Source organism: Halorarius halobius (assembly GCF_024298865.1).
GTDB lineage: Archaea > Halobacteriota > Halobacteria > Halobacteriales > Haloarculaceae > Halorarius > Halorarius halobius.
Window position 1 is genome coordinate 710,658 of sequence record NZ_CP101161.1, and the last position, 24,230, is coordinate 734,887.

A 24,230-nucleotide genomic window follows, 5' to 3' on the forward strand; every position below is an offset into this window, starting at 1 on the left:
CTACCAGGCCGACCACGCGCTCGTGGTCTGGTCGCGCCCGTACACCCGCTTGAGGTCCTTGGCGAACGCCCAGTCGCCGTCGTGGTCGTACTGCGAGAGGGTGTACCCCTCGGCGCCGTCGCGGACGACGAATCCCTCTATCTCGAACTCCTCGCCGCCGTACTCCGCGACCTCGCCGACCTCGAACTTCTCGTCGCCGGGCACCTGCAGTTTCAGCGACCGCGTCTCCTCGTCCTCGCCGCCTTTCGGGTGGAGCGTCAGGTCGACCGAGACGTTGCCGACGGCGCGAGTCCACACCGTCTGGACCGTCTCGACGTCGATGCGGTCGACCCGCTGTTCGCTCTCCTTCTGAAGCGACGTGATTCGCACCTGCATCAGCGCCTCCGGCGCGTCCAGCAGGAACTCGTCGCCCGTCTCCAGTTCCGTCCCCGGCGGGAACTCGTGGCGCGCCGAGAAGGAGTCGCCGTCCTGCGAGACGACGACCTGTCGCTCGACCGTCTCGGGACCCGACAGGTCCTCCTTGTGGACGTGGTCACACTCCGTACACCGGACCGTCGACAGCCCGGCCTCCTTCAGAACTTCGTGGGCGGTCGGCTCCTCGGGCGAACACGAGGGACACGCGACCGCGACGCGTGAGGTACTCATTGGCGGCTCTACCGCGCGCTGACGTAAAAGCGCGTGGACTGGCGGCTCAGGCCCACACGCCCTCGCGGTCGTCGAGCCACGTCACGACGGCGACGTGCGGGAGCGTCACCACGGCGACGAACACGAGATACAGCGCCCCCAACTCCGACAGCGTCGACGGCTCGGCCGGCACGAGGAGGCCGAACCCGCCCAACAGCACCAGCGCCAGCGCCGTCAGCGGTGCCGCGTCGCGGGCGAACCCACGGAGCGCGCCCGCGGCCGACGCCGGCCGGTCGACGGCGGCGACCCGGAGGACGTGCCGCAGGGAGTGCCACACGCAGAAGTACGTCCCGACGGCGACCAGCGGCGGCACCGTCAGGAACAGCAGCCACAGAAGCGCCGTCTCGCCGGCGTCGACCCGCCAGCCGCGGGTCGGGCCCGCGACCCGGTAGCCTGCCGCGAGCGTCGCCAGCGTCGCGGCCGCCAGTCCGACCCCGAGGGCGGCCCGCGTCGTGGGCGCGAACAGCCACGCCACCTCCAGCGAGCGGCCGAACAGGCCGACCCACGCGGCGACGACGGCCCGATAGCGGTCCGGAAAGGCGAGCAGGGGAACGACCATCGGCGGGCCGCCCCGGACCAGGAGGGTCACGACACGGCGCCACCGGTCGCGGAGGTGGGGCGCGCCGACGAACGCCGTCAGCGCGTGGACGTCGCCCTGCCCCCAGTGGAGCCACGTGAGCGCGACGAACGACAGCGCCGCCGGTACCGGCGCGACCAGCCACAGCGCCGCGTACGCGCCGCCGAGAAACAGGTAGACGAGGCCGACGGCGAGGACCGAGCGGCGCCGCGTCGTCGCGCCGGCGCGGGCGGGGACGAGGTGGTCGACGGCGCCGTGCGGGAGTCCGAGCAGGACGACGCTGACCGCCAGCGGCGCGTACCGGACCGCCGGCGACGGCGACACGCCGGCCAGCGCCGATGCCGCCGACGCGGCCACGACGGCGATGCAGGCCGCCCATGCCGGCCGGGCCGCGACCCGGTCGTACGCGCGAGCGAGCGGGGCCTCCCGGCTGGTCACCACCACCGGTCGGTCACCCACCGGAACAGCAGTAGCCCCTGCACGACGAACAGGTTCGTCACGAGGAAGAACAGCCCTTCCTCGACGGGCAGGCCCGCCACCTCGATGCCGGTCGTGTACCGGGGCGAGAGCGTCCAGACGCCCAGCGCCAGCGCGATGCGGTCCGCGACACAGAGATACAGCGTCGGCAACCCCACGCCGACGGCCAGCGTCCGCCGGCCCGCCCACAGTTGCGGTGCGCCGACGCCCCACTGGAGCGCGAGGACGGGCGCGGCCCACGCGAGTATCGCCCCGAGATACAGCGTGGGGCCGCCGGCGAGAAACAGCGCGACGCCGGCGACGCCGACGCCCGCCGCGAGCAGGCCGGCGACGACCCGCGGCCGGACGCGGAGCGGCCGGTCGTCCCAGTCCGGAAGCGCGAGATGCGAGAGCCACAGCGCCGTCAGCCACGGCTGGACGAGGATGAACAGGTACTCCTCGACCGGCGCGAGCGCGACGCGGGCCGCGACCCGCCCCTCGCCGTACGACCACACCCCGCGGGCGATGAGGTAGTTGTCCCACGGAATCGTGTACGCCAGCGCGACGACGGTGACGACGGCGACGCCCCCCCAGTAGGCGTTCCCCTCCCAGACCGGTCGGCCGGCTACCCGCGGCCGCGAGACGACGACCATCGGCACCAGCGCGAGCAGGGCGAACAGGAGGAACGCGACGTGGAACTGGAGGTACGTGAAGCCGGTCATGTTGACGGAACCGCGGGCGGTTCACCGGTGCGGTGCCGGGCGTGAAGCCGGGGGAGTCAGTCGTCGGCCGTCGCCGCGGCGCCGCGGGCGGAGCCGGCCGCGTCCAGCACCTCGCGGCTCGACAGCAGGATGAACCCGAACCCGACCTTGGCGACGACGTCGAGCACGGCGAAGCCGAGCGTCTCGATGTAGAGGCTGATGAGACCGAGCCCCTCGGTGCCCAACAGCCACCACACCGGGTACACCAGCCACACGACGACGATGAGGTTCCGCAGCGTCGTGAACTTCGAGGCCGCCGAGTCGTCGAGCCGTCCGGCCTTCTCGCTCAGCGTGCCGAACAGGAAGTACAGCAACACCAGCAGGAAACCGGTCGAGACGCCCCACCAGACGAGGCGGCGCGCCCCGACCGACAGGAACCCCTGCCCGGCCGACAGCGTCGCCAGCGCGCCGGTCCCGATCATCAGCATGTCGAGGCCGACCAGCGACGAGAGTTCGTTGCGGTTCGCCCCCGCCAGCAGGCCGAGGTCGATGAGCAACAGCGGGGTGGTGAAGAACCAGTCCGTGTACCGTGCCCAGTAGATGGGCAGGTCCTCGTTGCCGATGGTCACCGTCGTGAGCCCGAAGCCCAGCGCCATCGCGAGATAGTTCACGAACGCGATGGCCGTGATGAATATGGTGACGATGTAGAACTCCTGTCTCCGCTCGTTCTCCTCGCCCCAGCCGCGGGCGATGAAGTACAGCATCCCCAGCAGCATCGCCACTGTGCCGACCCAGAGCCATATCTGCTCCTCTCCTGGTTGTGGCATAGTCCGTCCTACACGTTCGCCCTGATGTCCGATAAGTAATGTACCAAACCAGTTGGGTACGACCCGTCGCTCACTGGTCGACGAACGCTGCCACGAGTTTCCGCTGGGCAGCGGTGAGATGCTGGTGGAACGTCGAGCGGTCGATGTCCATCGATTCGGCGAGTTGCTCGCCGGTCACCTCGTGGGGCCACTCGAAGAACCCGCCGGCGTACGCCTTCAACAGCGCCGTCCGCTGGCGCTCGGTCAGGGTCGACGCGACCCCGTCGACGAACTCGCCGCGGGTCGACGGCCGGCGTTCGCTGTGGGTGAACCCCTCGACGTCGACCGCCGCGAACGCCGCGAGCGCGTCGACCACCGACCGGGCGGGCCCCTCGCGGGCCGTCTCGAACGTCACGCGGAGCGACCGCGAGTCGGCCCGCAGGTCACGCAGGTTCGCGCCGTGTTCTCGGAGGACCTCCAGCGCACGCACGGGGGAGACATCCACCTCCAGCAGGCAGTCGTCGCCCCGCTCCGTGAGGACCGTGCCGTCGAGCGGCGCGTCCGCGAGCGCATCCGTCGCCGCGTCCGGCGACACGGCGCGGGCGCGCAACAGGAACTGGTCGGGGGTGACCGACCGCTCCAGCGATAGCTCGGCCGACAGCGCCGCCGACAGCGCCGCAAGCGGCGCGTCCGTCGCGGTCACGACGAGGTCGACGACCACCCGCTCGTCGACTATGAGCGTCCGCTGGCTCTCCAGGGCGTTCAGCCCGGTCGCCACGACGGTGCCGAGCGCGCCCAGCAGGCCGTGTTCGGTCGCGCCGACGAACGAGTCGGCGGCGTACACCGCGAGCACGCCGTAGGTGGTCCCGCCGTACGCGACCGGGACCGCGGCGACGGCGCCGTGCGGGTCGGCGGCCGCCCCCTCGGCGACCGCGACCGTCCCGTCGGCGATGGCCTCGGCGACCGGCGGCGCCGCCCCGTCGGCCCCCTCAATCGACAGTTCCCCCGCGAGGTCGACCGCGCCCGCCGCCGGCCGGACCGTCCCGTCGGCCGGGTCGTACGGCCCGTACCACGCGGCCGCGTACGACGCCGCGAGCCGCGCGCAGGCCGTCTCCCGGAGCGTCTCGCGGTCCGAGGCGGCGACGACGGCCGCGACCACCCCTTCGAGGACGCCGTCGACCCGCTCGAGGAGCCGCCGCCGGTTCTCGGTCCGGCGCTCGATTATCAGTTCGGCCTCCTTGCGCCGCGTGACGTCCTGCTGGAAGCCGACGTAGTGGGTCACCGTCCCCGACGCGTCCCGAAGCGGGGCGAGCGTCACCTCGTTCCAGAACTGCTCGCCGTCCTTCCGGTAGTTGCGGAGCGTGACCGACGTGGCCTCACCGGCGTCGATGGCCCGGCGCATCTCCGCGACCCGCTCGGGGTCGGTGTCGGTCCCCTGCAGGAACCGGCAGTTGCGGCCCAGCGCCTCCTCGCGGGCGTAGCCCGTCTCCGCCTCGAACGTCTCGTTGACGTACACGAGCGGCATGTCGGGCGCCTGCGCGTCCGCGACGGTGATGCCGATGGGCGCCGCCTCGACCGCCCGGTCGAGGAGTCGGGGCGTCGGGTCGCCGTCGTCGAGCAGCGCCGTCACCCGCTCGCAGGCCGCCCCGACCGGGTCGGTCCCCCGGCGGCGGACGTACTCGTCGACGCCTGCCGAGACGGCCTCGCTCGCGGTCCGCTCGTCGCCGTCGGCGAACAGCACGAGCGGTAGCTCCGGCCGTAACTCCCGAGCCTGCCGCACCAGCGCGACGCCGTCCTCGGTACCGGGGAACGCCGCTTCGGTCACCAGACATCGCGACACGTCCCGCCCAAGCCGGTCGAGCGCGTCGGCCGGGGTCCGGACGGTCCTCGCGGCGACACCGCGCTCGCGGAGCGCAATCGCCACGTCGCTCGCGGTCGGTAGCGACGCCCCGCCCGCGGCCGCCCCGACGCAGAGCACCTCCCGCTCGCGGTCGGTCGCCATACCGTGCTACACGGTGCCAACACACAAATCCGTTCGCCCATCGGCGACCACGCCGCGACACGTAAACGCCTCGACCGCGTAGCCAGGGTATGAGCAAACCCGTTCGCCTGTCGGACGCGGCCGAACTGGAGGCGTTCGTCGCCGAGAACGACCTCGCCCTCGTGGAGTTCTACACCGACGGATGTGCGATGTGTGCGGCGATGGAGCCCGTCCTCGGGAACGTTGCCAAGGCGACCGACGTGGCCGTCGGGATGGCGAACCCCCGCGACGACCCGCCGCTCGTCGACGAGTACGACGTGCGCTCGGTCCCCCTGCTGTTGCTGTTCCGCGACGGCGAGCTCGTCGCCCGCAAGGCCGAGGGGTTCCAGGGCGCCGACGACGTCGTCGCGTTCCTCGAGGCGAACTCGGGCGTCACCGTCGCCTGACCGCCGCCGCCGCGAGCGCGGCGGCCACTTATCTTCCTCGCGGCCGAACCGCCGGGCGTGAGCGACGACCCCATCGCGGTCTACTCCGATTACGTCTGCCCGTTCTGCTATCTCGGCCGCGAGTCGCTGGCCCAGTACCAGGAGACGCGCGACGAGGAGCTACGAATCGACTGGCACCCGTTCGACCTGCGGGCCGGCAAACGCAACCCCGACGGCTCCATCGACCACTCGGTCGACGACGGGAAAGGTGAGGAGTACTACGAGCAGGCGAAACAGAACGTCCAGCGGTTACAGGAGCGCTACGGCGTGGAGATGGAACTGGACCTCTCGCGGGAGGTGGACTCGCTACCCGCACAGGTAGTTTCGCTTCACATCCGCGAGCAACACCCCTACGGGACGTGGCTCGCGTTCGACGAGGGCGTGTTCACGGCGCTGTGGCAGGAGGGCCGGGACATCGGCGACCCCGAGGTGCTCGTCGACGTGGCCACCGACGCCGGCGTCGAGGGGGCGACGGTGCGGGGGGCGCTGGACGACGACGACCTGCGAGCGCGGCTCCGCGAGCGGTTCGAGGCGGCCCAAGAGACGGGCATCACGGGCGTCCCGACGTTCCTGTACGACGGCCACGCCGCCCGCGGCGCGGTGCCGCCCGAGCAGTTGCGGCGGCTGGTCGAGGGCGCCGACTGACGCGCCCGGGGGCGGCTTCCTGGCCGAAACGAGGACAGGATATAGGCCGCCGGCCCGTGAACCCCGGGCAATGACTGACCCGGCTATCGAGACGGAGGGGCTCGTCAAGCGCTACGGCGAGGTGACGGCGCTGGACTCGCTGTCGCTGTCGGTGCCGTCGGGCGAACTGTTCGGCTTCCTCGGGCCCAACGGCGCGGGCAAGTCGACGACCATCAACGTGCTGACGGGCCAACTCGTCCCCGACGAAGGGACGGCCCGCGTCGCGGGCGTCGACCCCGTCGAGCATCCGGTCGAGGCCCGCGAGAAGGTGGGCATCCTCCCCGAGAACGGCCGCCCGCCCTCCTTTCTGACGGTGCGGGAGTACTTCGACTTCGTCGCGGCGGCCCGTGATCTCGCGGACGTGGACGACCGGGTAGCGTCGTGGGCCGACCGGCTCGCGTTCGAGTCGAAACTCGACACCCTCTGTACGGACCTCTCGCAGGGCGAGCGTCAGAAGGTGCTCATCACGCAGGCGTTCCTCCACGAACCCGAGGTGGTGTTCATCGACGAACCCCTGACGAACCTCGACCCCATCATCCAGGAGCGCGCCAAGCGGTTCTTCCGGACGTACGCCGACGAGGGCAACACGGTGTTCCTGTCGACGCATTTCATCCCCGTCGCCCAGGAGATGTGTAGCCGGGTCGCCATCGTCAACCGGGGGCGGATGCTCGACGAACTCGACCCCCGCGACATCGATGAGGGGACGCTTCTGGACCGGTTCTTCGAGACGGTCGACGACGACACCGCCGACGTGGGGAGCGACCCCGCGCGGCCGGGCGTCGTCGAGACCGACGGCGGGGGCGAGTAGATGGGCGTCTCCTACCGGTTCCTGTTCGACCAGATGGTCCGCGAGGAGTGGCGGATGCACTCCCGGATGTTCGGCGGCCGCCGGTTCGCGCTGTTCCCCGCCTTCCTCACCCTCCTGGCAGGCGGGACGGCCACGTTCTTCGCCGTCGCGGGTGCTAGCGAATCCACCCTGCTTGCGGGTCTGCACGTCGTCGTCGCGCTCGTCGGCCTCCAGGTGGGGAGCATCGGCCTCGTTGGTCGCGACGCACTCGAGAACCTGCTCGGGGACACGACGCTCCTGATATACGCCGCCCGCACGCTCCCGGTGAGCCAGCGCCGCCTCCTCTTGGTGTTCGTCGTCAAGGACGTGGCCTACTACGCGGTGCTTTTCATCGCGCCGCTGGTCGTGGGAACCCTGCCGCTGGTGGTGCTGGGCGGCCTCGCGCTCGGCCGGGTGCCGATTCTGCTGGTCACGGCGTGGCTGGCGTTCGCGTTCGGCGTCGGCCTCTCGCTGTCGCTGGTGGGACTTGCGACCCGCTCGCGGGCCGCGACCGTCGCCGTCCTCGGGGCGGTCGCCGCCGGCGCCGTCCTCCGGCCGGACCTGCTGGTCGCGGTCACGCCGTACGGTCTGTTCCAGCAGACGACGCCGGGGCGGGTCGCGGCGGCGCTCCTCGGGCCGGTCGCGCTCGGCGCGGTCGGGATGGCGCTGTTCTCGTTCGACCGGCGGACGCCCGCCCGCACGGCCGCCAATCAGTTCCGAGCGCTCCACCGCCGCCTCGGGAACCACGACCCGCAGGGGTTGCTGGCGAAGTCGCTTCTCGACGTGGCCCGGTCGTCGGGTGGGCTCTGGAAGGTGCTGTTCTCCCAGGGGCTGGTGTTCGGCGTCATCGCCGTGCTCCTCCTCTACATCCCCGAAATCGTTCCGGTCCGGCCGTCGCCGGGGCTCACCCTCTCGACGGTGCTGGCGCTGGGCGCGTTCACGACGTACAACTGGCTCTGCCAGTTCGAGGACGAAGCGTTCTTCGGCACCTACCCCATCGACCTCGAGGCGGTGTTCCGGGCGAAACTGCTCGGCTATCTGCTCGTCGGCGCGCCGGCGGGGCTGTTCTACCTCGCGCTCGGCGTCGGCGTGTTCGGCCTCGGGACGGTCCTGCTGGGCGCGGCCGTCTACCTCCCAGTCTCCGTGTACGTGTTCGGCGTCACGGCGTACGTCGCCGGCCTCCGCCCCACGGAACTGCTGTTCGACACGCCGGTGTTCGCGCTGTTCTCGGTGGCGATGATGGCGGTGCTGTTGCCGCTGGTCGTGCTCGCCATCGCCTACCCGCTCGACCCGGCGCTCGTCGCGGCGCTGTCGGTCGGTATCGCGCTCGTGGCAGGTGGCGTCGGCTACGCGCTGTACCGGCGCGCCGCGGACAAGTGGCACCGACGGGCGCGCCGCGGGACGCTGTAATCGTCGGTAGCGTGCGACCGGCAGGTTCTCCCCGTGCCGGGGCGAGAAGCCGATATGACCGACTCCGGCAAGGTGGACCGCACGTTCTTCCAGCGGCACGTCCGCCCACGACTGGGGCACGACCGCGAGGACGTGGCGCTCGGGCCGAAACACGGCGTCGACTTCGGCGTCGTCGACGTCGACGGGACGGCGCTGGTCTGTGCCTCCGACCCGGTGTTCGTGCTCCCTGACCTGGGGTGGGAGCGGGCCGCGTGGTTCGCGGTCCACATCCTGCTGTCGGACGTGGCCGTCTCGGGGGTGCCGCCGACGCATCTCTCGGTCTGTCTGAATCTCCCGCCGGACGTGACCGACGACGAGTTCGACGCGCTGTGGGAGACGTTCGACCGCGAGGCCCGCGCGTTCGACGTGGCGTTCGTCACCGGCCACACCGCCCGCTACCCCGACGGCTCCTTTCCGACCGTGGGCGGCGCGACGGCGATGGCCGTCGGCGACCACGACGACGTGGTGCGGCCGGACGGCGCCCGGCCCGGCGACCGCCTGCTGGTCACGAAGGGCCCCGCCGTCGAGTCGACGGGCCTGCTCGCGGCCCGCTTCGAGGACGCGCTCGCGGGCGAGCCATGGCACGCCGACGCCCTCGACCGGTTCCACGACGCCTCGCCCGTCCGCGACGCGCTCGTCGCGGCCGCCGCGGGGCCGGTCACCGCGATGCACGACGCCACCGAGCGGGGCTTGCTGAACGCCCTCCACGAGATGACCGACGCCGCCGGCGTCGGGGTCGACGTGGAGACCGACCGCGTGCCCGTCCTGCCGGGCGTCCGGGAGGCCTGCGACTTTTTCGACATCGACCCGTGGACCGCCTCCAGCGAGGGCACCCTGCTCGTGGCCTGTCCGCCGGAGGGCGTCGACGACGTGCTCGGCGCGCTCGCGTCCGAGGGCGTGCCCGCCGCGGACGTGGGACGGGTCACGGACGACGAGCGGGTCGTCGTCGACGGCGAGGCCACCGCACCGCCGGAGTCGGACCCGCTGTGGCCCGCGATGGCGGCGTTCGCGGAGTCGCTCGGCGAGTCGGGTGTCTCGACGCGGTGACCCGAGAGAGCATCACCGATTTGTACGACCGCGTTGTACGGCGGATATGCGACAGCCAGCGCCGACCGACCTGCCGGTCGTCTGCACCGTCGCCGGGAGCGACTCCGGCGGCGGCGCGGGCGTGCAGGCCGACCTGAAGACGTTCGACGCACACGGCGCGTTCGGGACGAGCGTCGTCACCGCCGTCACCGCCCAGAACACGACCGGCGTCGCGTCGACACACGTCCTCCCGGTCGAGGAGATCGAGGCACAACTCGACGCCGTGCTCGACGACTTCGACGTGCGCGCCGTCAAGACGGGGATGCTCGCCACGAGCGAGGTGGTCGAGTGCGTGGCCGAGCGCGCCCCGGAGTTCGACTGCCCGCTCGTCGTCGACCCCGTGATGGTCGCGGCGTCGGGCGACCGCCTGCTGAGCGAGGACGCCGAGGCCGCCTACGAGGACCTGATAGCCGAGGCGACGCTCGTCACGCCGAACGTCGACGAGGCCGAGGTGCTGACCGACGTGCGCCCCGACGACGAGGCCGGCCAGCGACTCGCCGGCCAGCGACTGCTGACGATGGGCGCCGACGCCGCGCTCGTGAAGGGTGGCCACGCCGGCGGCGACGAGGTGCGGGACACACTCGTCACGCCCGACGCCATCGAGACGGCGACCCACCCGCGGGTCGACACCGACGCCACCCACGGCTCCGGCTGTACCCTCTCGTCGGCCGTCGCGGCCCGTCTCGCCCGCGACGAGGCGTTGCCCGAGGCCGTCGGGCGGAGCGTCGAGTTCATGGAGCGGGCCGTCAGGTACGCCTACGACGCCGGCACGGGACCGGGCGCGGTCCACCACGCCGTCGACGCGCGGAACGACGCGGCCCGCGACGCCACCCGCGAGGCCGTCGAGGACGTCGTCGCGTGGTTCGTCGACGCGGACGTGTCGGCCGTCGTCCCCGAGGTGGGGATGCAGGTGGTCGGCGCGACCCCCTACGCGGAGTCGCCGGCCGACTGCGCGGCAATCGAGGGGCGCATCACCCGCATCCGGGACGGAATCCACCCGAACCGGGGGGTGCGGTTCGGCGTCTCCAGTCACGTCGCCCGCTTTCTGGTCACGGCCCGCGAGTTCGCGCCCGAGTTGCGGTTCGCGGTCAACTGCCGGTTCGACGACGGAGTCGCGGACGCCATCGACGCGCTCGGGTGGGACTGGACCGCCTTCGACCGGAGCGAGGAGCCCGACGACGTGAAACACGAGGAGGGGTCGACCCAGAACTGGGGTGCTCGGCAGGCGTTCGCCGACCGGGAGGAGCCGCCCGCGGCGGTCGCCGACTACGGCGAGGTGGGGAAGGAACCCATCGTGAAGGTCGTGGGGGAGAGCCACCGGGCGGTCGCCGAGCGGGTGGTGGCGCTGGCCGAGGAACTGGCGTAATCAGCGTACGACCGGCTGGGTCGGTCAGGAGCGGTATCGCCACAACGCGAGCATGAACACCAGCAGTAGCGGAACGACCGGCGCGGCGACCTCGAACGGGACCACCACCAGCAGGACCACCGAGAGGACGACGAACTCCGCGGCGACCAGCAGGCTCGCCAGTTCGAACGAGTCGGGCATCGGAGGAGGACTTGCCGGATGAGTTCAAAGAGCGTTGCGGCGCGTTCGGGTGTGTCGGCCCGTCGTGACGGAGATTCTCGGCCGACCGAAGGAGTGTTACGCCCAGACGCCTACGTTCGCGTAATGGGAGTTCAGGAGTCGGACGCGCTCGACGTGGCCGCGATACGCGATGAGTTCCCGGTGCTCGACCGGGAGTTCGACGGGACGCCGCTACGGTATCTCGACAACGCGGCGACCGCCCAGACCCCGAAGCGGGTCGTCGAGGCCATCGTCGACTACTACTACGGCTACAACGCGAACGTCCACCGGGGCATCCACGAGTTGAGCCAGGAGGCCTCCATCGCCTACGAGGAGGCCCACGACACCGTCGGCGAGTTCGTCGGCACCGACAGACGCGAGGAGGTGGTGTTCACCAAGAACACGACGGAGGCGATGAACCTCGTCGCGTACGCCTGGGGACTGAACGAACTCGGGCCCGGCGACGAGGTCGTCCTGACCGAGATGGAGCACCACGCCTCGCTGGTGACGTGGCAACAGATCGCCAAGCGGACGGGCGCAACCTGCAAGTACGTCCCCATCACCGACGAAGGCTACCTCGACATGGAGGCCGCGCGGGACCTCATCACCGACGACACCGAGATGGTGAGCGTCGTCCACGTCTCGAACACGCTGGGCACGGTCAACCCGGTCCGCGAACTCACCGACATCGCCCACGACCACGGCGCCTACGCGTTCGTCGACGGCGCGCAGTCGGCCCCGCACCACCCGGTCGACGTGACGGACATCGGCTGTGACTTCTTCGCGTTCTCGGCCCACAAGATGTGCGGCCCGACGGGCATCGGCGCGCTGTACGGCCGCGAAGAGGTGCTGGAGGAGATGGAGCCGTACCTCTACGGCGGCGACATGATACGCAAGGTCACCTTCGAGGACTCGACGTGGAACGAGTTGCCCTGGAAGTTCGAGGCCGGCACCCCCAGCATCGCACAGGGCATCGCGTTCGCGGAGGCCTGCGAGTACCTCGAGGACGTGGGGCAGGACGCAATCGAGCGGCACGACCGCGAGCTGACCGAGTACGCGTACGACCGGCTCTCGGAGTTCGACGACATCGACATCTACGGGCCGCCGGGCGACGACCGCGGCGCGCTGGTCTCGTTCAACCTCGAGGGCGTCCACGCCCACGACCTCGCGTCCATCGTCAACGACGACGGCGTCGCCATCCGCGCGGGCGACCACTGCACCCAGCCGCTCCACGACGTGCTCGGCGTGGGCGCCTCCGCGCGGGCCTCCTTCTATCTCTACAACACCCGCGAGGAGATCGACGTGCTGGTCGAGGCCGTCGACGAGGCCCGGCAGTTGTTCGCGTAGCCGCGGTCACTCGGCGTCGCGCTCCGCCTCGGGAACCCACCTGTCGTTCGCCCGCAGGAAGTTCATCGCACCGACGCCGGCGAGTGCGGCCGCGGTGAACCACCGCTGATTCGGGAGCGAGACGAGCGCGCCCAGCCCGCAGACCACGGCCACGACCAACAGCGCGGCCGTCGACGGTGGGGTGCCGAGCGCGTCGCGGCCCGTCACCCCGAGTGCGAGCAGGGCGGCGGCGACGGCGAGGCCGACCGCCAGCGACGACTCGCCGCCCGCCGCGGCCAACCCGGCCACGGCGAGGCAGGCGACCCCCGAGAACGCGAGCACCGCCCCCCGGTGTGAGAGACGTGACACGCCGGCGGCTTCACGCGGGGGGTACGTCGGTCTTGTGACCGCGTCACCTCGCGGTCGTGGCGAGCCCGGGGGAGCGCGTCGCACACAACCCTTTTGCCGGTGATTCCCCTTCGTCCACACAGGAATGAGCGGCCGCGACATGTACCGCCAGCAGATCCTCGACCACTACAAGAACCCCCGCAACTACGGGGAACTCGAGGACGCCACGTTCGAGCACGTCGGCGAGAACCCGATGTGTGGCGACACCATCAAACTGTTCGTGGCGCTGGCCGACGACGACGAAACGATAGAGCACGTCTCCTTCATCGGGGACGGCTGTGCCATCTCACAGGCGTCCGCGAGCCTGCTGTCGGAGGAGTTGCAGGGCAAGACCGTCGAGGAGGTCCGCGAGATGGACCGCGAGGACGTGATGGACCTGCTGGGCGTCGAGGTGTCGCCCATGCGCATCAAGTGTGCCGTCCTCGCGGAGAAGGTCGTACAGGACGGCGCCGCCATCTACCGGGGCGACAAGGACATCGAGGAGACGACGACCGAGGAGTAGGGTGGTTCGAGCGAAGCGAGAACCACCTAAATGCGAACGGGGAGCGAAGCGACCCGTGAGCAGGAGGGAGCCGTCGAACACCGGTTCCCGTGAGACGACACTCGGGGGACAGTTTTTGTGGAGCGCCGTCGTAGCACGAGACATGAGCGAACCCGAGCAGACACCGGCGGACGGCCGCGACGTGGACTTCGGCGAGACCGTCTACGACGAGGAGGGCAACGAACTCGGGCGCATCCGGGGCGTGGACGAACACGGGTTCTACGTGACGACTGCCGAGGGCGTCACCGCGATGTCGGTCGAACACGAGGCCGACACGAAGGCCGGCATCAAGGAGCTCCACTGGCGATGCTGGGAGTGTGGCGAAATCGGTGAGCTCGGCGAGTTGCCCGAGGAGTGCCCGAACTGCGGCGCGCCCGAGGAGGACCTCTACTACTGGCAACAGGACTGACCGGCCGAGTCTCACCGCGAGGGAATCGGCAGGTCGATACTTTATTCGGCACCTCGAACCGTCGAGTGGTGACTCAGCGATGCAGTACTGTGAGACCTGCGGTGGCCCCGTAACCGATGACTTCGTCCGCGTGTTCGGCACCGACGACGGCGAGGTGTTCGCGTGTCTCGACTGCGCGACGATGCGGGAGATAGCCGCGGGTGGCGCGGCGACGGGCGCCGAGACGACCGCGCGGTGACCGCCGCCCCACCGCAACCCTTTCTACCGCGCCTGTGAACCCACCGGCATGGACGTCGTCGTGTTCGGCGCGGGGAGTCTCGGCTCGCTGGTCGGCGGCCTGCTCGCCCGCGAACACGACGTGACGCTCGTCGGCCGCGACCCCCACGTCGCCGCGGTCCGGGAGCGGGGCCTCCGCGTGACGGGCGCGTTCGCGTTCACCGTCCATCCGGCAGCCCGGACCGACCCGCCCGCGAGCGCCGACCTCGCGGTCGTGACGGTGAAGGCGTTCGACACGCCCGCGGCCGCGGCCGCCCTCGCCGACTGTGACCTCGACGCCTGCCTCTCCCTCCAGAACGGCATGGGCAACGAGGAACGGCTGGCGGCCGCCCTCGACTGCCCGGTACTCGCCGGCACCTGCACGTACGGCGCCCGGCTTGACGAGCCGGGGGTCGTCGAATGTACGGGCGTCGGCGAGGTGGCGCTCGGTCCCCGCGAGGGCGGCGAGAGCGTCGCCGCCGACCGCGTCGCCAGCGCGTTCGACACCGCCGGCGTCGTGACCGACCTGGCCGACGACATGCCCCGCCGGCTCTGGGAGAAACTGGCCGTCAACGCGGGCATCAACGCCGTGACGGCGCTTGCCCGCGTCGAGAACGGCGCGCTCGTGGACGGCCCGGCGAGCGAGGTGGCCGCCGACGCCGCCCGCGAGGTGGCGGCGGTCGCCCGCGAGCAGGGCGTCGACCTCCCGGACGTGACGGCCGTCGCCGCGGTCGAGCGCGTCGCCGAGGCCACCGCGGCGAACACCTCCTCGATGCTCCAGGACGTCGAGGCCGGCCGCCGGACCGAGGTGGACGCCATCTCGGGGTACGTCGCGGAGCGGGCCGACCAGCGGGTGCCGGTGACGGCGACGCTGGCGCGACTGCTCCGGGCGTGGGAGCGGGGCCGTGGCGTCCGGTGAGCGACGCCGGCACACGGTGCGCAAAACCCTAAGTAGGCGGCCGCGCAACGGGTTCGTATGTGGGGTAACCGGGGGCGCTCCGCCGAGGTGACCTGCATCGCCTGCGGCACGAGCGTCGCCCGCTCCGACGCCCGCGAGTACGACAAGCACGGCGACCGGTTCGACCGCGCCGACAAGGAGTTCGAACATCTCTGTAAACCCTGTTATCGTGACATCAACCACCAGCCCCGGGGTGAACTCGAGGCCCTCCTGACCGAGAGCGGCGCGGGTGAACGCGACCGCGAGGAGTTCCTCGCCCGCTACGCCGAACTGGCGACCGGCGCCCGCTCGGAGAACGAGCGGTAGCCACCGCTCGCGGGCGAGCGCCCCGTCGGTCGACCACCCAACACGCATAACTCCCGCCCCGTCCAAACCCGCGGCATGACCGACGAACAGGCGCAGGCGGGCACCGCCGAGGGGCAGGGTCCCGTCCGCATCGACGAGGAGCTGGCCCACCATATCGAGGCGAAACGCGAGGAGTTGTTCGAGGAGTTCGACATCAAGGACGCGTTCCCGGCGGAGGTCATCCGCGAGGCCGAGAACCGCACGACCGACACCGACGCCGAAATCCAGGAGGAGATCGAGGAGGACTACCGGACGGACTGCCGGGAGCTGACGACCTGCACCATCGACCCCGCGGACGCCCAGGACTTCGACGACGCCATCTCTATCCGCAAGGAGGACGGCTACTACCACCTCTGGGTCCACATCGCGGACGTCACCCACTACGTCCAGCCCGGCGACGCGATGTGGGACGAGGCGCTCGAACGCGCCAACACCGTCTACCTGCCGGGCTACACGATGCATATGCTCCCCCCGGTGCTCGCGGAGACGGTCTGCTCGCTCGTCCCCAACGAGGACCGCCTGGCCCACACCGTGGAGATGAAGATCGACGAGGAGACGCTGTCGAACGAGTCCATCGACATCTACAAGAGCGTCGTCCACTCGAACGAGCGGCTCACCTACACGCAGGCCGAGGACCGCCTCGACGACCCCGAGGCGGACCTCCACGACGAACTCACGCTCGTCCACGAACTCGCCGACCGCCTCCACGAACAGCGCAAGGAGGACGGCTCGCTCGTCCTCAATCCGCGTCGGGACCGCGCCCACACCATCATCGAGGAGTGCATGCTGAAGGCGAACAAGGCCGTCACTCACGAACTCCAGTGGGTCCGGGGGCTGGAGGCGATGTTCCGCGTCCACCCCCAGCCGACGCCCCAGGAGTGGGACGAGGCGCTCCAGGAGATACAGGACCTGGACGGCGTCTCCATCCCCGGCGACGCGTGGGACGACCCCCGGAAGGCGGTCAACGCCACGCTCGAACAGGCTCCCGGTCGGCAACTCGACCAGATACAGTGGGCCGTGATGAAGGTGATGCCCCGCGCGAAGTACATGAGCGACCCCTTCGGCGGCCACCACGCGCTCAACTTCGAGATATACGGCCACTTCACCTCCCCGATTCGGCGACTGTCGGACCTCGTCAACCACTGGATAATCTACCAGGACGAGACGCCGGAGGGGGTCAGCCTGCCGAGCCTCTGTGACCACGCCAGCGACAAGCAGAAGGACGCCGAGACCTGCGAGCGCATCTACAAGGACTACCTCCAGGAGGTCGGTCTCGACCCCCACGCCGTGAACAACCGCGGGCTCGAAGTCGTCGAGGACCCCGCTCCCGACGCGGACCTCGACCGCCGGGCGAGCGAGGTCAACCCCGAGGCGTTGAACTGAGGGGGGCGGAGTCTTTTTCTCGCGGGGCGTGCCACCACGGACCATGACCTGGTTCGTCGACTTCGACTACGAGAGCTACGAGACCGCCCGCGAGGAGTTCGCGTGGGACCTCCCCGACGACTACAACGCCGCCCACGACCTCGTCGGGAAACACGACGGCGACGGCGTGGCGCTGTACCAGCAGTACCCCGACGGAAGCGAGGAGACGTACACGTTCGCGGAGATGGACCGCCTCTCGGACCGCGTGGCGGCGGGCCTCGCGGACCGGGGCGTCGAGCGCGGCGACCGGGTGGGGGTCGTCGTCCCGCAGAAGCCGGCGAACCCGCTGGTCCATCTCGCCTGCTGGAAACTCGGTGCCGTCTCGCTCCCGCTGTCCGTCCTCTTTGGCCCCGACGCGCTGGAGTACCGCCTCCAGGACAGCGGCGCCTCCGTCGCCGTCGTCGACACGAGCGTCCACGACGCCGTCGCCGTCGAGGTGACCAACTTCGGGAACGCGCCGGTCCGGGAGGCAGTGGTCGTGCCCGCCGCGGACGACCGGCGACTCCCCCGCCAGTACGTGGGGACACTCGAGCCAGGCGAGTCAGCGACCGTCGAGGTGAACCTCGATTCGGTCCGCAGTCCGGCGAACGTCACCGCACGCGTCGACTACCAGACCGGGAGTGAGACGGGGAGCGCGGTCGGCGCGTACGACTACCGACCCCCGGAGGGCGCCATCCGCCTGACCGGCGTCTCGCTGTCGCTCGACGGGGAGACGCTGACGCTGTCGGGCAACGCCGGCAACGTCGGCACCGGCGAGGTGACGGGCGTCGTCGTCGCCGTCGGCGAGAGCGAACACGTCCGCCCCGCGTACCCCCAGCGGACGTACTTCATCGGCACCGTGGCCGGTAGCGAGTTCGCGCCGTTCGAACTCACCGCCGACATCGACGCCGCGAACGCCTCGACGGTGCCCGTCGAGGTGACCTACCGGAGCGACGGCATCGAGCGGACGACCACCGTCGAACTACCGTTCGAGCGGGACGCCGTGGCCGACGACGCCGAAGGGGCGACCACCAACACCGCCGTCGTCGTCGGGTTCGGTGTCGGGCTGGCGCTACTCGTCGTCGGCATCGCAGTCATCACGAGGCGCTACCGATGAGCGAGCCACCGCTCGAACTCCGGGAGGTGGTCAAGGAGTACGAGGGCGGCGGCGAGACGGTCCGGGCGCTCGACGGCGTCGACTTCCGGGTCGAACGCGGCGAGTTCGTCTCCGTCATCGGCCCCTCGGGGTCGGGGAAGTCGACGATGCTGAACGTGCTCGGCCTGCTCGACGTCCCCACGTCCGGGGAGGTGTTCGTCGACGGCCGCGACGCGACGGCGCTGTCCGACCGCGAGCGCACGCAGGCCCGCAAGGAGTACGTCGGCTTCGTGTTCCAGCAGTTCTACCTCATCCCGTCGCTGTCGGCACTGGAGAACGTGCTGTTGCCGACGCGGTTCGCGTCTGACCCCGGCGCCCGCGAGCGTGCGACCGACCTGCTGGAGCGAGTGGGGCTGGCCGACCGCCTCGACCACCGGCCCGACGAGCTCTCGGGCGGGCAGAAACAGCGGGTCGCCATCGCCCGCGCGCTGGTGAACGAGCCCGCGGTGCTTCTGGCCGACGAGCCGACGGGGAACCTCGACCGCGAGACCGGCACCCAGGTGCTCGACGAGTTCGAGCATATCCGCGAGCGGGGCGTCGCCGTCGTCACCGTCACGCACGACCCGCTCGTCGGCGACTACGCCGACCGGACCGTCAGCATCGTCGACGGCCGTCTGGAATGAGCTGGCTCGCCGCCACCCGGATGGCGTGGGAGAACCTCCGGCGCAACCGCCTGCGGAGCGTGCTCGCCGCGCTGGGCATCGTCATCGGCGTGCTGGCTATCGCCACGCTCGGCGTGTTCGGCAACGTCCTCCAGCTTGCGGCGACCGACTCGTTCGGCGGCATCGGCAACCAGGTCATCGTCTCGCCGAACGCCGACGCCGGGGTCGAACAGCTCCAGCAACGCGACGTGATGACCGTCCGCCGGGTCGCGGACGGCCGGGGCGAGGTCGTGCCGCTCGTCACCGGCGGCGCGGTCGTCACCGCCAGCGGCGGCTCCACGTTCGCACAGCTGTACGGCACCGACGAGCCGGGCGTCCTGTTCGAGGCGCGCAACGGGACCATCCCGCCCCAACTGCGGCAGGGGGCGCTCGTCGGACCGCAGGTGGCCGACCGGCTCGGGGTCGGCGTGGGCGGCGCCATCGAGATAGAGGGGAACCGCTACCGCGTCGTCGCCGTCATGCGTGAGGCACAGGACATCTCGCCGGTCACGCCCGACTCGGCAGTGGTGCTCCCGCCCGGGGAGTTTGCCGACGAGACCCCCTCGCAGGTGGTCGTGCAGGCGAACTCCCGCGAGGACGCACAGGTCGTCGCGAGCGAGGTCCGTGCCCGGCTGAACGCCCGCGACCAGCGCGTCAGCGTGTTCGAGCTATCGAGCGTCATCGACCGCATCCAGGAGTTCTTCGGCCTGCTGAACGCCTTCCTCATCGCGCTGGCGGCCGTGTCGCTGGTCGTCGCGGGCGTCGCCATCTTCAACGTGATGCTGATGAGCACGACCGAGCGCCGGGGCGAAATCGGCGTCCTGCGTGCGGTCGGCGTCCAGAAGCGCGACGTGTTGCGGATGCTCGTCGTCGAGGCCGGCCTGCTCGGCGTCGCGGGCGGCGTCGCCGGCCTCCTGCTGTCAGTGGTCGCCGTCCTCGGACTCTACTACGTCACGCCCATCGAACTGGCGACGGTCACGGACCCCTCGAACCTCCCGTTCGTCGTGCTCGCGTTCGGGTTCGGCGTCGTCGTGGCGCTGGTCTCCGGGCTGTACCCGGCATGGAAGGCCGCCACGCTCCATCCGGTCGAGGCGCTCCGGTCGTGACGCTCCGGTCGTGACGCTCCGGTCGTGACGAGCGGGGCCGGAGCTATTTGACGACGGCCCACCTACACCGGGCGTGGACGCCATCGAGGCCAGCACCGTCGTCTACGTTCCTCGGAGGGAGGTGTTCGAGTTCATCCAGGGGTACTCGGGCGCGACGGAGTACGCCGACCACGTCGAGCGCGTGCGGCAGTTCGGCGACGGCGGCCCGGGCACCGACTACCGTATCACCGTCTCGTGGTGGCGGTTCGACTACACCGCCGTCACGCGCGTCACGGACGTCGACCCGCCGACGCGCATCGACTGGCGCTCGACGAAGCGCCCGGAAGCGACGGGGTCCTGGCACATCGAGTCGGTCGACCCGCCCGCGGACCCGCCGCCGGACGTCGACCCCGAGACGGCGACGGAGCTCCGCCTGCGCATCGAGTTCGACCCCGAGAGCGTGCTGGGCGCGCGCCTCTCGGGACCGCTCCCGGTCGAGGCGGTGCTCGACCGCGTGAAGCCGGTGGTCGTCAGCGAGTCCGAGGCCGCGGTGGCGGCGCTGGTCGCGGACCTCGAAGGCAGGCGCCGCGAGGTGGACCTGACGGTCCATCGTGCGCCACGGTCGCTGTAAAACGGGACCGAACCGGTCCCGGGGGGTTGTGCATGGCAGCTCGATTCGGCACCGAGCTACCGATGACTACCGGACCGCCACGGAAACCCCTTCTCCCGTCTATTCGAGGCTCGTGCCGCCGTCGGCGACCGCGTCCGCCATCCGGTCGGTGAAGTCCCACGAGTGGAACCGCGCGGCGTCGATGCGGAGAACCACCTCCTCGCGGTCGTCGGCGAGCAGGCGCTCCGCCAGCGAGGAGTCGGTGCCGCCGAGATAGCGGTCGAGGAGGTCGCGCAACAGCGTCTTCTCCGGGTCGGGTTCGACGCTGGCGGTGCCGTTCCCTCGGACGCCGACGTACGGCGGCTCCTCGACGGACACCTCGAACGCCACCGAGGGGTCGGCGCGGAGATACCGCACCACGTCGGCGTCCGCACCGGTGGCACACAGCAGGTCGCCGTCGCGGTACTGGTACCACAGCGACAGCATCCACAGCTCCCCGTCTGGCGTGTGGCACGCCAGACGTATCGGGACGGTGCCAGCGTCGCTCGTCAGGAACGCCTCCGCCTCCTCGCGGCTCCACGCGCCGGTGACCTCCATGAATCGGTGATACGCCCCGGAGGGGGATAAGTGGCGGTAGCACTGGTCGCCACCCGACCACCTGTCATCGTCCGAGCACTAAAGTGGCTCCTACCGCGAGCAGTGGTAACGATGGCGGGGGACAGCGAGTCGGTGGGGACCACCGGCGGCGAACGGGACGTGACGGACCTCGAGAAGAAGCCGGCCGAGCGCTGGCTGGACGACCACTTCGAGCCGGTGTTCTTCCAGATGCGCTACTTCCTGCTGATGCCGGTGCTGGTGGCGTTCGTCGGCGCGATGACGATGTTCGCGGTCGGCGGCTACCACACGTTCAAGGCAGTGGCGGCGCTCGTGATCCAGTTCCAGGTCGGCGGCGCGAAGGTCACCCTGCCCATCATCAAGGCGCTCGACGCGTTCCTCGTGGGCATCATCCTCGTCATCTTCTCGTTCGGCGTCTACGACTTCTTCATCAGCACGCTCGACCCCGCGAGATACGCCAGCATCCGCCCCGACTGGTTCAAGTTCGACTCCACCGGCGAACTGAAGAACAAACTCATCGAGGTGGTGCTGGTCATCCTCGCCATCAAGTTCTTCGAGCAGATAGTCGCCAACATCGACCAGTTCACCAGCCCCGAAATCTATCTGGTGATTCCGGCCGGGGCCGCTATCCTGGCTGTGAGTCTCGGGTTCTTCAAGTGGGCGACGGAGTGAGACAGCACGTCCCACGGCCGCCGCTCGTGACCAGCATCCGCGCGAGCGAGCGCGGTTCACGGGACGAGCGGGGGGTTCGGACGGGACGAGCGGGGGGTTCGGACCAGGTCGAGGTAACGGGGACGTCCGCGGGTGGCTCTCATCGGTCCCGTTGGAATTTTCTAATACTCGATAAGAATAGCGCACTGAATATACACAGTAGATGAAGCACGGTGCTGTCTCACGATAGTATCATCAATATCTCCCCACAACGTGGGTGCGAGTTTCATCGTGACTTGGTCTCAAAAATGTACAAACAGTTATCCACCTGCAAACCGTTTTTCAATATAATTACTTTTCATGCCAAGCGACACGTCCCTCACCCGCCGAGCGGCACTCGTGTTCATGGCGGGTGGTGCAGGGCTCCTGATGTCCGAAACGGGAGCCTTCACTCGAATTAGCGGAGACAGGGGCGTCGACGTTGGCGTCGCCTCCGGGGACGATGCACTGCTCGGTCTGAGTGATCAATCCAGCGGGTCTGCAGTTTCCGGCCCCGGTGACGCTACCACCGTCTACGACATCACGGACAATACCGGCGCGTTCTCGGCATCGGACATCGGCGTAACTGTGTCGGCGTTGATTGACCAAAGCGGGATAGAGACTACTACGCCCCCAGTTCAAGCAACCGTCTCCGGAAGCGGAAGCCAGTTCTCCGTAGCCATCAGTTGCACGACCGATACGAGCAGTCTCGGCAAGTCGTATCACGTCGTGCTGGAGTTTGATGCGGAGTCGGACGGCATTTCCATCAGTACGACGTCCACGACCAACTCGTACGTCAGCATCACCTGTGCGTACGATTACGGCGATTCGAACAACTACCGTGATCAGGAGAGCGGCGACGCCGTACAACCGACCGACGCGAGCGGAGATATCGAAAACCCATCCGCGGTCAACGAGAAGGACGACACCACCGCGACAGCGATCTCCGCTGGCGGCCAGGAAGACCTCAAGGTCGGCTATTCACTGCCGCCGGTAGCCGAGACGGCCACCACGTACGAGATGAACTTCGTCGTAAAGAGCATTCAGGCGGGCGGGGGTAATTTCGGATTCTATCTCGTCGACAGCACGGGACAGCAACTCACGGACCGACAAGTCCTCAGTACGGGGGACAAGATGTACTCGTTCACGGATGCGGAAGAACAGAATATCGCCGCCAATTACGACGACCTCTACCTGATCATCGATTCGAGTACGACTGGCAAGGGGAATCGAGAGATGGAACTCGACTATTTCGACCTCGTCTCGAGTTGAACGAGACGTTCCCACGTCACCGCCCCGTCCACTGTATCGACCGTTCGCGGCTCGCGCGGCCGAGCACACGCTACGCGGTGCTCGGCTGTAGTTCGCCGCAGAATATGGACGAGCGGGGGAGCCGAGTTTGCGACCACCGACAGGGGGTCGAATGAAGTGTTTCCGAACATGGTCACTCGGGGAGGTCGCCCTTACGAACCTCCATTTTCTGACGCTCGTTCCGGGCGTCGTAGTGTTTGTAGAGCGTGTCGAGGCCAACGTCCATCCGCTCGGACACGACCTCCGGCGACGTGCCCTCGTTGAGATGCTGGGTGATCGCGCCGCGGCGGACCGCGTGGGGAGATCGGGCCGACGGGCACTTCGACGGGTAGCCGTCGGTCCCGCGAGCCTCGCAGTTCGACGGCTCCCGGTCGTGTGGGCACTCGCCGTACTCGCAGGGGTGGGTCGCCTTGTTCACCCACTTGTAGATGGTGTCGCCACCGGGCCGGCCGTACTCGGTCGTGATCAGGGGCCGCCGGCCGTGGTCGTCCGTAACCTCCGGGCGGTCGGGGTTGTCGAGGTAGTCCTTGACGATCTGGAACCAGCGCGGACCCAGGAACACCCACCGGCTACCGGCGTCACCGTTCTTCAGGCGGGTACCCTCGTCGAGGCGATGCTCCAGCCGGACGGCATGGTCTTCCTCCTTCAGGTCGTCCACGTCGATGGAGCGGAGGGCCGACCGGCGCATTCCGGTGCGCCACAGTAGCGCCATCACGACGTGCCGGCGACTCGCGTAGTGGAAGCGGTCGAGCGAGCCGAGGATGCGTTCGGCGCGCTGGGGTTCCAGGTGGACGCCGCGGGTGTTCTCCACGTCGCGCAGCTGCGGCGCGTAGATGCGTTCGGCGAGCCCCTGCTCGACGGCCTCGATATTCGCCCAGAAGCGCAGCGCCTCACGGACCGAGGAAATCTGCTTCTCGACGGTCGATTTCGCCACCTGCTCGCAGCGCCAGGAGACGAAATCGGAGAGTTGGCGGCCGGTCAGGTTGTTCAGGTTCTCGATTTCCTCCTCCTCGCACCAGTCGAGGAAGTGGTTCATCCGCGTCACGTCGTTCTGATACGTCGTATCTCGGTTGCCCGAGTCCCGCCGCATGGCGAGGAAGCGGTCGACGCCATCCTCCGGCGAGAGGGGTTGGAGAGTATCCGGCATAGAATCCGAAAGGATTCTGGACATCATATATTT

General features: G+C 69.6%; 28 protein-coding genes. 19 read left to right on the forward strand and 9 right to left on the reverse strand.

The window, feature by feature from the left end; genetic code table 11:
- From NL112_RS03760 to NL112_RS03780, 5 genes are all read right to left on the reverse strand, one after another.
- Entirely contained in the window at nucleotides 1-645 is a 645-nt protein-coding gene (locus NL112_RS03760; protein ID WP_255151297.1) for an HVO_0476 family zinc finger protein, read from the reverse strand.
- A gap of 46 nt (nucleotides 646-691) precedes the next feature.
- A complete protein-coding gene (locus NL112_RS03765) occupies nucleotides 692-1,720 on the reverse strand; it encodes a Brp/Blh family beta-carotene 15,15'-dioxygenase (RefSeq protein ID WP_255151298.1) in 1,029 nt (342 codons plus the stop codon).
- The gene (locus NL112_RS03770) at nucleotides 1,696-2,439 is read right to left on the reverse strand and encodes a lycopene cyclase domain-containing protein (RefSeq protein WP_255151299.1); all 744 of its coding nucleotides are present in this window, start codon (nucleotides 2,437-2,439) and stop codon (nucleotides 1,696-1,698) included. Before NL112_RS03770 ends, NL112_RS03765 begins: the two co-directional genes overlap by 25 nt.
- A 56-nt stretch (nucleotides 2,440-2,495) precedes the next feature.
- Entirely contained in the window at nucleotides 2,496-3,245 is a 750-nt protein-coding gene (locus NL112_RS03775) for a bacteriorhodopsin (protein ID WP_255151300.1), read from the reverse strand.
- 70 nt (nucleotides 3,246-3,315) lie between these two features.
- The gene (locus NL112_RS03780; protein ID WP_255151301.1) at nucleotides 3,316-5,226 is read right to left on the reverse strand and encodes a PAS domain-containing protein; all 1,911 of its coding nucleotides are present in this window, start codon (nucleotides 5,224-5,226) and stop codon (nucleotides 3,316-3,318) included.
- A gap of 89 nt (nucleotides 5,227-5,315) precedes the next feature.
- On the opposite strand from NL112_RS03780, the gene NL112_RS03785 reads away from it, so the two are divergent.
- The 6 genes from NL112_RS03785 to thiD all read left to right on the forward strand — a co-directional run bounded on the left by NL112_RS03785 (nucleotide 5,316) and on the right by thiD (nucleotide 11,101).
- Nucleotides 5,316-5,651: a thioredoxin family protein gene (locus NL112_RS03785; protein ID WP_255151302.1), complete on the forward strand. Its 336-nt coding sequence runs from the start codon at nucleotides 5,316-5,318 to the stop codon at nucleotides 5,649-5,651.
- A 57-nt stretch (nucleotides 5,652-5,708) separates the two neighbouring features.
- Nucleotides 5,709-6,335 carry a DsbA family oxidoreductase gene (locus NL112_RS03790; RefSeq protein ID WP_255151303.1) on the forward strand — a complete coding sequence of 209 codons (627 nt, stop codon included), beginning with the start codon at nucleotides 5,709-5,711 and terminating at the stop codon, nucleotides 6,333-6,335.
- A gap of 70 nt (nucleotides 6,336-6,405) precedes the next feature.
- Nucleotides 6,406-7,182, forward strand: a complete 777-nt coding sequence (locus NL112_RS03795; RefSeq protein WP_255151304.1) for an ABC transporter ATP-binding protein — start codon at nucleotides 6,406-6,408, stop codon at nucleotides 7,180-7,182.
- Entirely contained in the window at nucleotides 7,183-8,610 is a 1,428-nt protein-coding gene (locus NL112_RS03800) for a hypothetical protein (RefSeq protein WP_255151305.1), read from the forward strand.
- A 54-nt stretch (nucleotides 8,611-8,664) separates the two neighbouring features.
- Entirely contained in the window at nucleotides 8,665-9,696 is a 1,032-nt protein-coding gene (locus NL112_RS03805; RefSeq protein WP_255151306.1) for an AIR synthase family protein, read from the forward strand.
- 46 nt (nucleotides 9,697-9,742) lie between these two features.
- Nucleotides 9,743-11,101 carry a bifunctional hydroxymethylpyrimidine kinase/phosphomethylpyrimidine kinase gene (gene thiD, locus NL112_RS03810; RefSeq protein WP_255151307.1) on the forward strand — a complete coding sequence of 453 codons (1,359 nt, stop codon included), beginning with the start codon at nucleotides 9,743-9,745 and terminating at the stop codon, nucleotides 11,099-11,101.
- Between the two features lie 24 nt (nucleotides 11,102-11,125).
- On the opposite strand, the gene NL112_RS03815 is transcribed toward thiD, so the two are convergent.
- On the reverse strand, nucleotides 11,126-11,281 hold the full coding sequence (locus NL112_RS03815) for a hypothetical protein (RefSeq protein WP_255151308.1): 156 nt from the start codon (nucleotides 11,279-11,281) through the stop codon (nucleotides 11,126-11,128).
- A 123-nt stretch (nucleotides 11,282-11,404) separates the two neighbouring features.
- Between NL112_RS03815 and NL112_RS03820 the strand changes: the two genes are divergently transcribed.
- Nucleotides 11,405-12,646: an aminotransferase class V-fold PLP-dependent enzyme gene (locus NL112_RS03820; protein ID WP_255151309.1), complete on the forward strand. Its 1,242-nt coding sequence runs from the start codon at nucleotides 11,405-11,407 to the stop codon at nucleotides 12,644-12,646.
- 6 nt (nucleotides 12,647-12,652) lie between these two features.
- On the opposite strand, the gene NL112_RS03825 is transcribed toward NL112_RS03820, so the two are convergent.
- Nucleotides 12,653-12,994, reverse strand: coding sequence for a hypothetical protein (locus NL112_RS03825; RefSeq protein WP_255151310.1), 342 nt, complete (start codon nucleotides 12,992-12,994; stop codon nucleotides 12,653-12,655).
- 124 nt (nucleotides 12,995-13,118) lie between these two features.
- On the opposite strand from NL112_RS03825, the gene sufU reads away from it, so the two are divergent.
- From sufU to NL112_RS03875, 10 genes are all read left to right on the forward strand, one after another.
- Nucleotides 13,119-13,535: a Fe-S cluster assembly sulfur transfer protein SufU gene (gene sufU, locus NL112_RS03830; RefSeq protein WP_255151311.1), complete on the forward strand. Its 417-nt coding sequence runs from the start codon at nucleotides 13,119-13,121 to the stop codon at nucleotides 13,533-13,535.
- Nucleotides 13,536-13,677: 142 nt separating this feature from the next.
- Nucleotides 13,678-13,983: a DUF7130 family rubredoxin-like protein gene (locus NL112_RS03835; protein ID WP_255151312.1), complete on the forward strand. Its 306-nt coding sequence runs from the start codon at nucleotides 13,678-13,680 to the stop codon at nucleotides 13,981-13,983.
- Nucleotides 13,984-14,062: 79 nt separating this feature from the next.
- The gene (locus NL112_RS03840; RefSeq protein ID WP_255151313.1) at nucleotides 14,063-14,221 is read left to right on the forward strand and encodes a DUF7563 family protein; all 159 of its coding nucleotides are present in this window, start codon (nucleotides 14,063-14,065) and stop codon (nucleotides 14,219-14,221) included.
- A 48-nt stretch (nucleotides 14,222-14,269) separates the two neighbouring features.
- Entirely contained in the window at nucleotides 14,270-15,157 is an 888-nt protein-coding gene (locus NL112_RS03845) for a ketopantoate reductase family protein (protein ID WP_255151314.1), read from the forward strand.
- A 57-nt stretch (nucleotides 15,158-15,214) separates the two neighbouring features.
- Nucleotides 15,215-15,502: a DUF7562 family protein gene (locus NL112_RS03850; RefSeq protein ID WP_255151315.1), complete on the forward strand. Its 288-nt coding sequence runs from the start codon at nucleotides 15,215-15,217 to the stop codon at nucleotides 15,500-15,502.
- Nucleotides 15,503-15,577: 75 nt separating this feature from the next.
- Nucleotides 15,578-16,924, forward strand: a complete 1,347-nt coding sequence (locus NL112_RS03855) for an RNB domain-containing ribonuclease (RefSeq protein ID WP_255151316.1) — start codon at nucleotides 15,578-15,580, stop codon at nucleotides 16,922-16,924.
- Nucleotides 16,925-16,967: 43 nt separating this feature from the next.
- Entirely contained in the window at nucleotides 16,968-18,059 is a 1,092-nt protein-coding gene (locus NL112_RS22960) for an AMP-binding protein (protein ID WP_255151317.1), read from the forward strand.
- Nucleotides 18,056-18,721, forward strand: a complete 666-nt coding sequence (locus NL112_RS03865) for an ABC transporter ATP-binding protein (RefSeq protein WP_255151318.1) — start codon at nucleotides 18,056-18,058, stop codon at nucleotides 18,719-18,721. The genes NL112_RS22960 and NL112_RS03865 overlap by 4 nt, the downstream gene beginning before the upstream one ends.
- Nucleotides 18,718-19,845 carry an ABC transporter permease gene (locus NL112_RS03870; protein WP_255151319.1) on the forward strand — a complete coding sequence of 376 codons (1,128 nt, stop codon included), beginning with the start codon at nucleotides 18,718-18,720 and terminating at the stop codon, nucleotides 19,843-19,845. The genes NL112_RS03865 and NL112_RS03870 overlap by 4 nt, the downstream gene beginning before the upstream one ends.
- A gap of 73 nt (nucleotides 19,846-19,918) precedes the next feature.
- Nucleotides 19,919-20,455 (forward strand): SRPBCC family protein, encoded by a 537-nt coding sequence (locus tag NL112_RS03875; RefSeq protein WP_255151320.1) that lies wholly within the window; start codon nucleotides 19,919-19,921, stop codon nucleotides 20,453-20,455.
- A 99-nt stretch (nucleotides 20,456-20,554) separates the two neighbouring features.
- Here the strand turns inward: NL112_RS03875 and NL112_RS03880 are convergent, their stop codons facing one another.
- Nucleotides 20,555-21,031 (reverse strand): pyridoxamine 5'-phosphate oxidase family protein, encoded by a 477-nt coding sequence (locus NL112_RS03880; RefSeq protein ID WP_255151321.1) that lies wholly within the window; start codon nucleotides 21,029-21,031, stop codon nucleotides 20,555-20,557.
- Between the two features lie 111 nt (nucleotides 21,032-21,142).
- Here NL112_RS03880 and NL112_RS03885 point away from each other — a divergent pair, with 111 nt between their 5' ends.
- Nucleotides 21,143-21,721 (forward strand): YqhA family protein, encoded by a 579-nt coding sequence (locus NL112_RS03885; RefSeq protein WP_255151322.1) that lies wholly within the window; start codon nucleotides 21,143-21,145, stop codon nucleotides 21,719-21,721.
- 339 nt (nucleotides 21,722-22,060) lie between these two features.
- On the forward strand, nucleotides 22,061-23,011 hold the full coding sequence (locus NL112_RS03890; RefSeq protein ID WP_255151323.1) for a hypothetical protein: 951 nt from the start codon (nucleotides 22,061-22,063) through the stop codon (nucleotides 23,009-23,011).
- 172 nt (nucleotides 23,012-23,183) lie between these two features.
- Here NL112_RS03890 and NL112_RS03895 read toward each other — a convergent pair whose 3' ends face one another.
- Nucleotides 23,184-24,197 carry a tyrosine-type recombinase/integrase gene (locus tag NL112_RS03895; RefSeq protein ID WP_255151324.1) on the reverse strand — a complete coding sequence of 338 codons (1,014 nt, stop codon included), beginning with the start codon at nucleotides 24,195-24,197 and terminating at the stop codon, nucleotides 23,184-23,186.
- Between the last annotated feature and the right edge of the window lie 33 nt (nucleotides 24,198-24,230).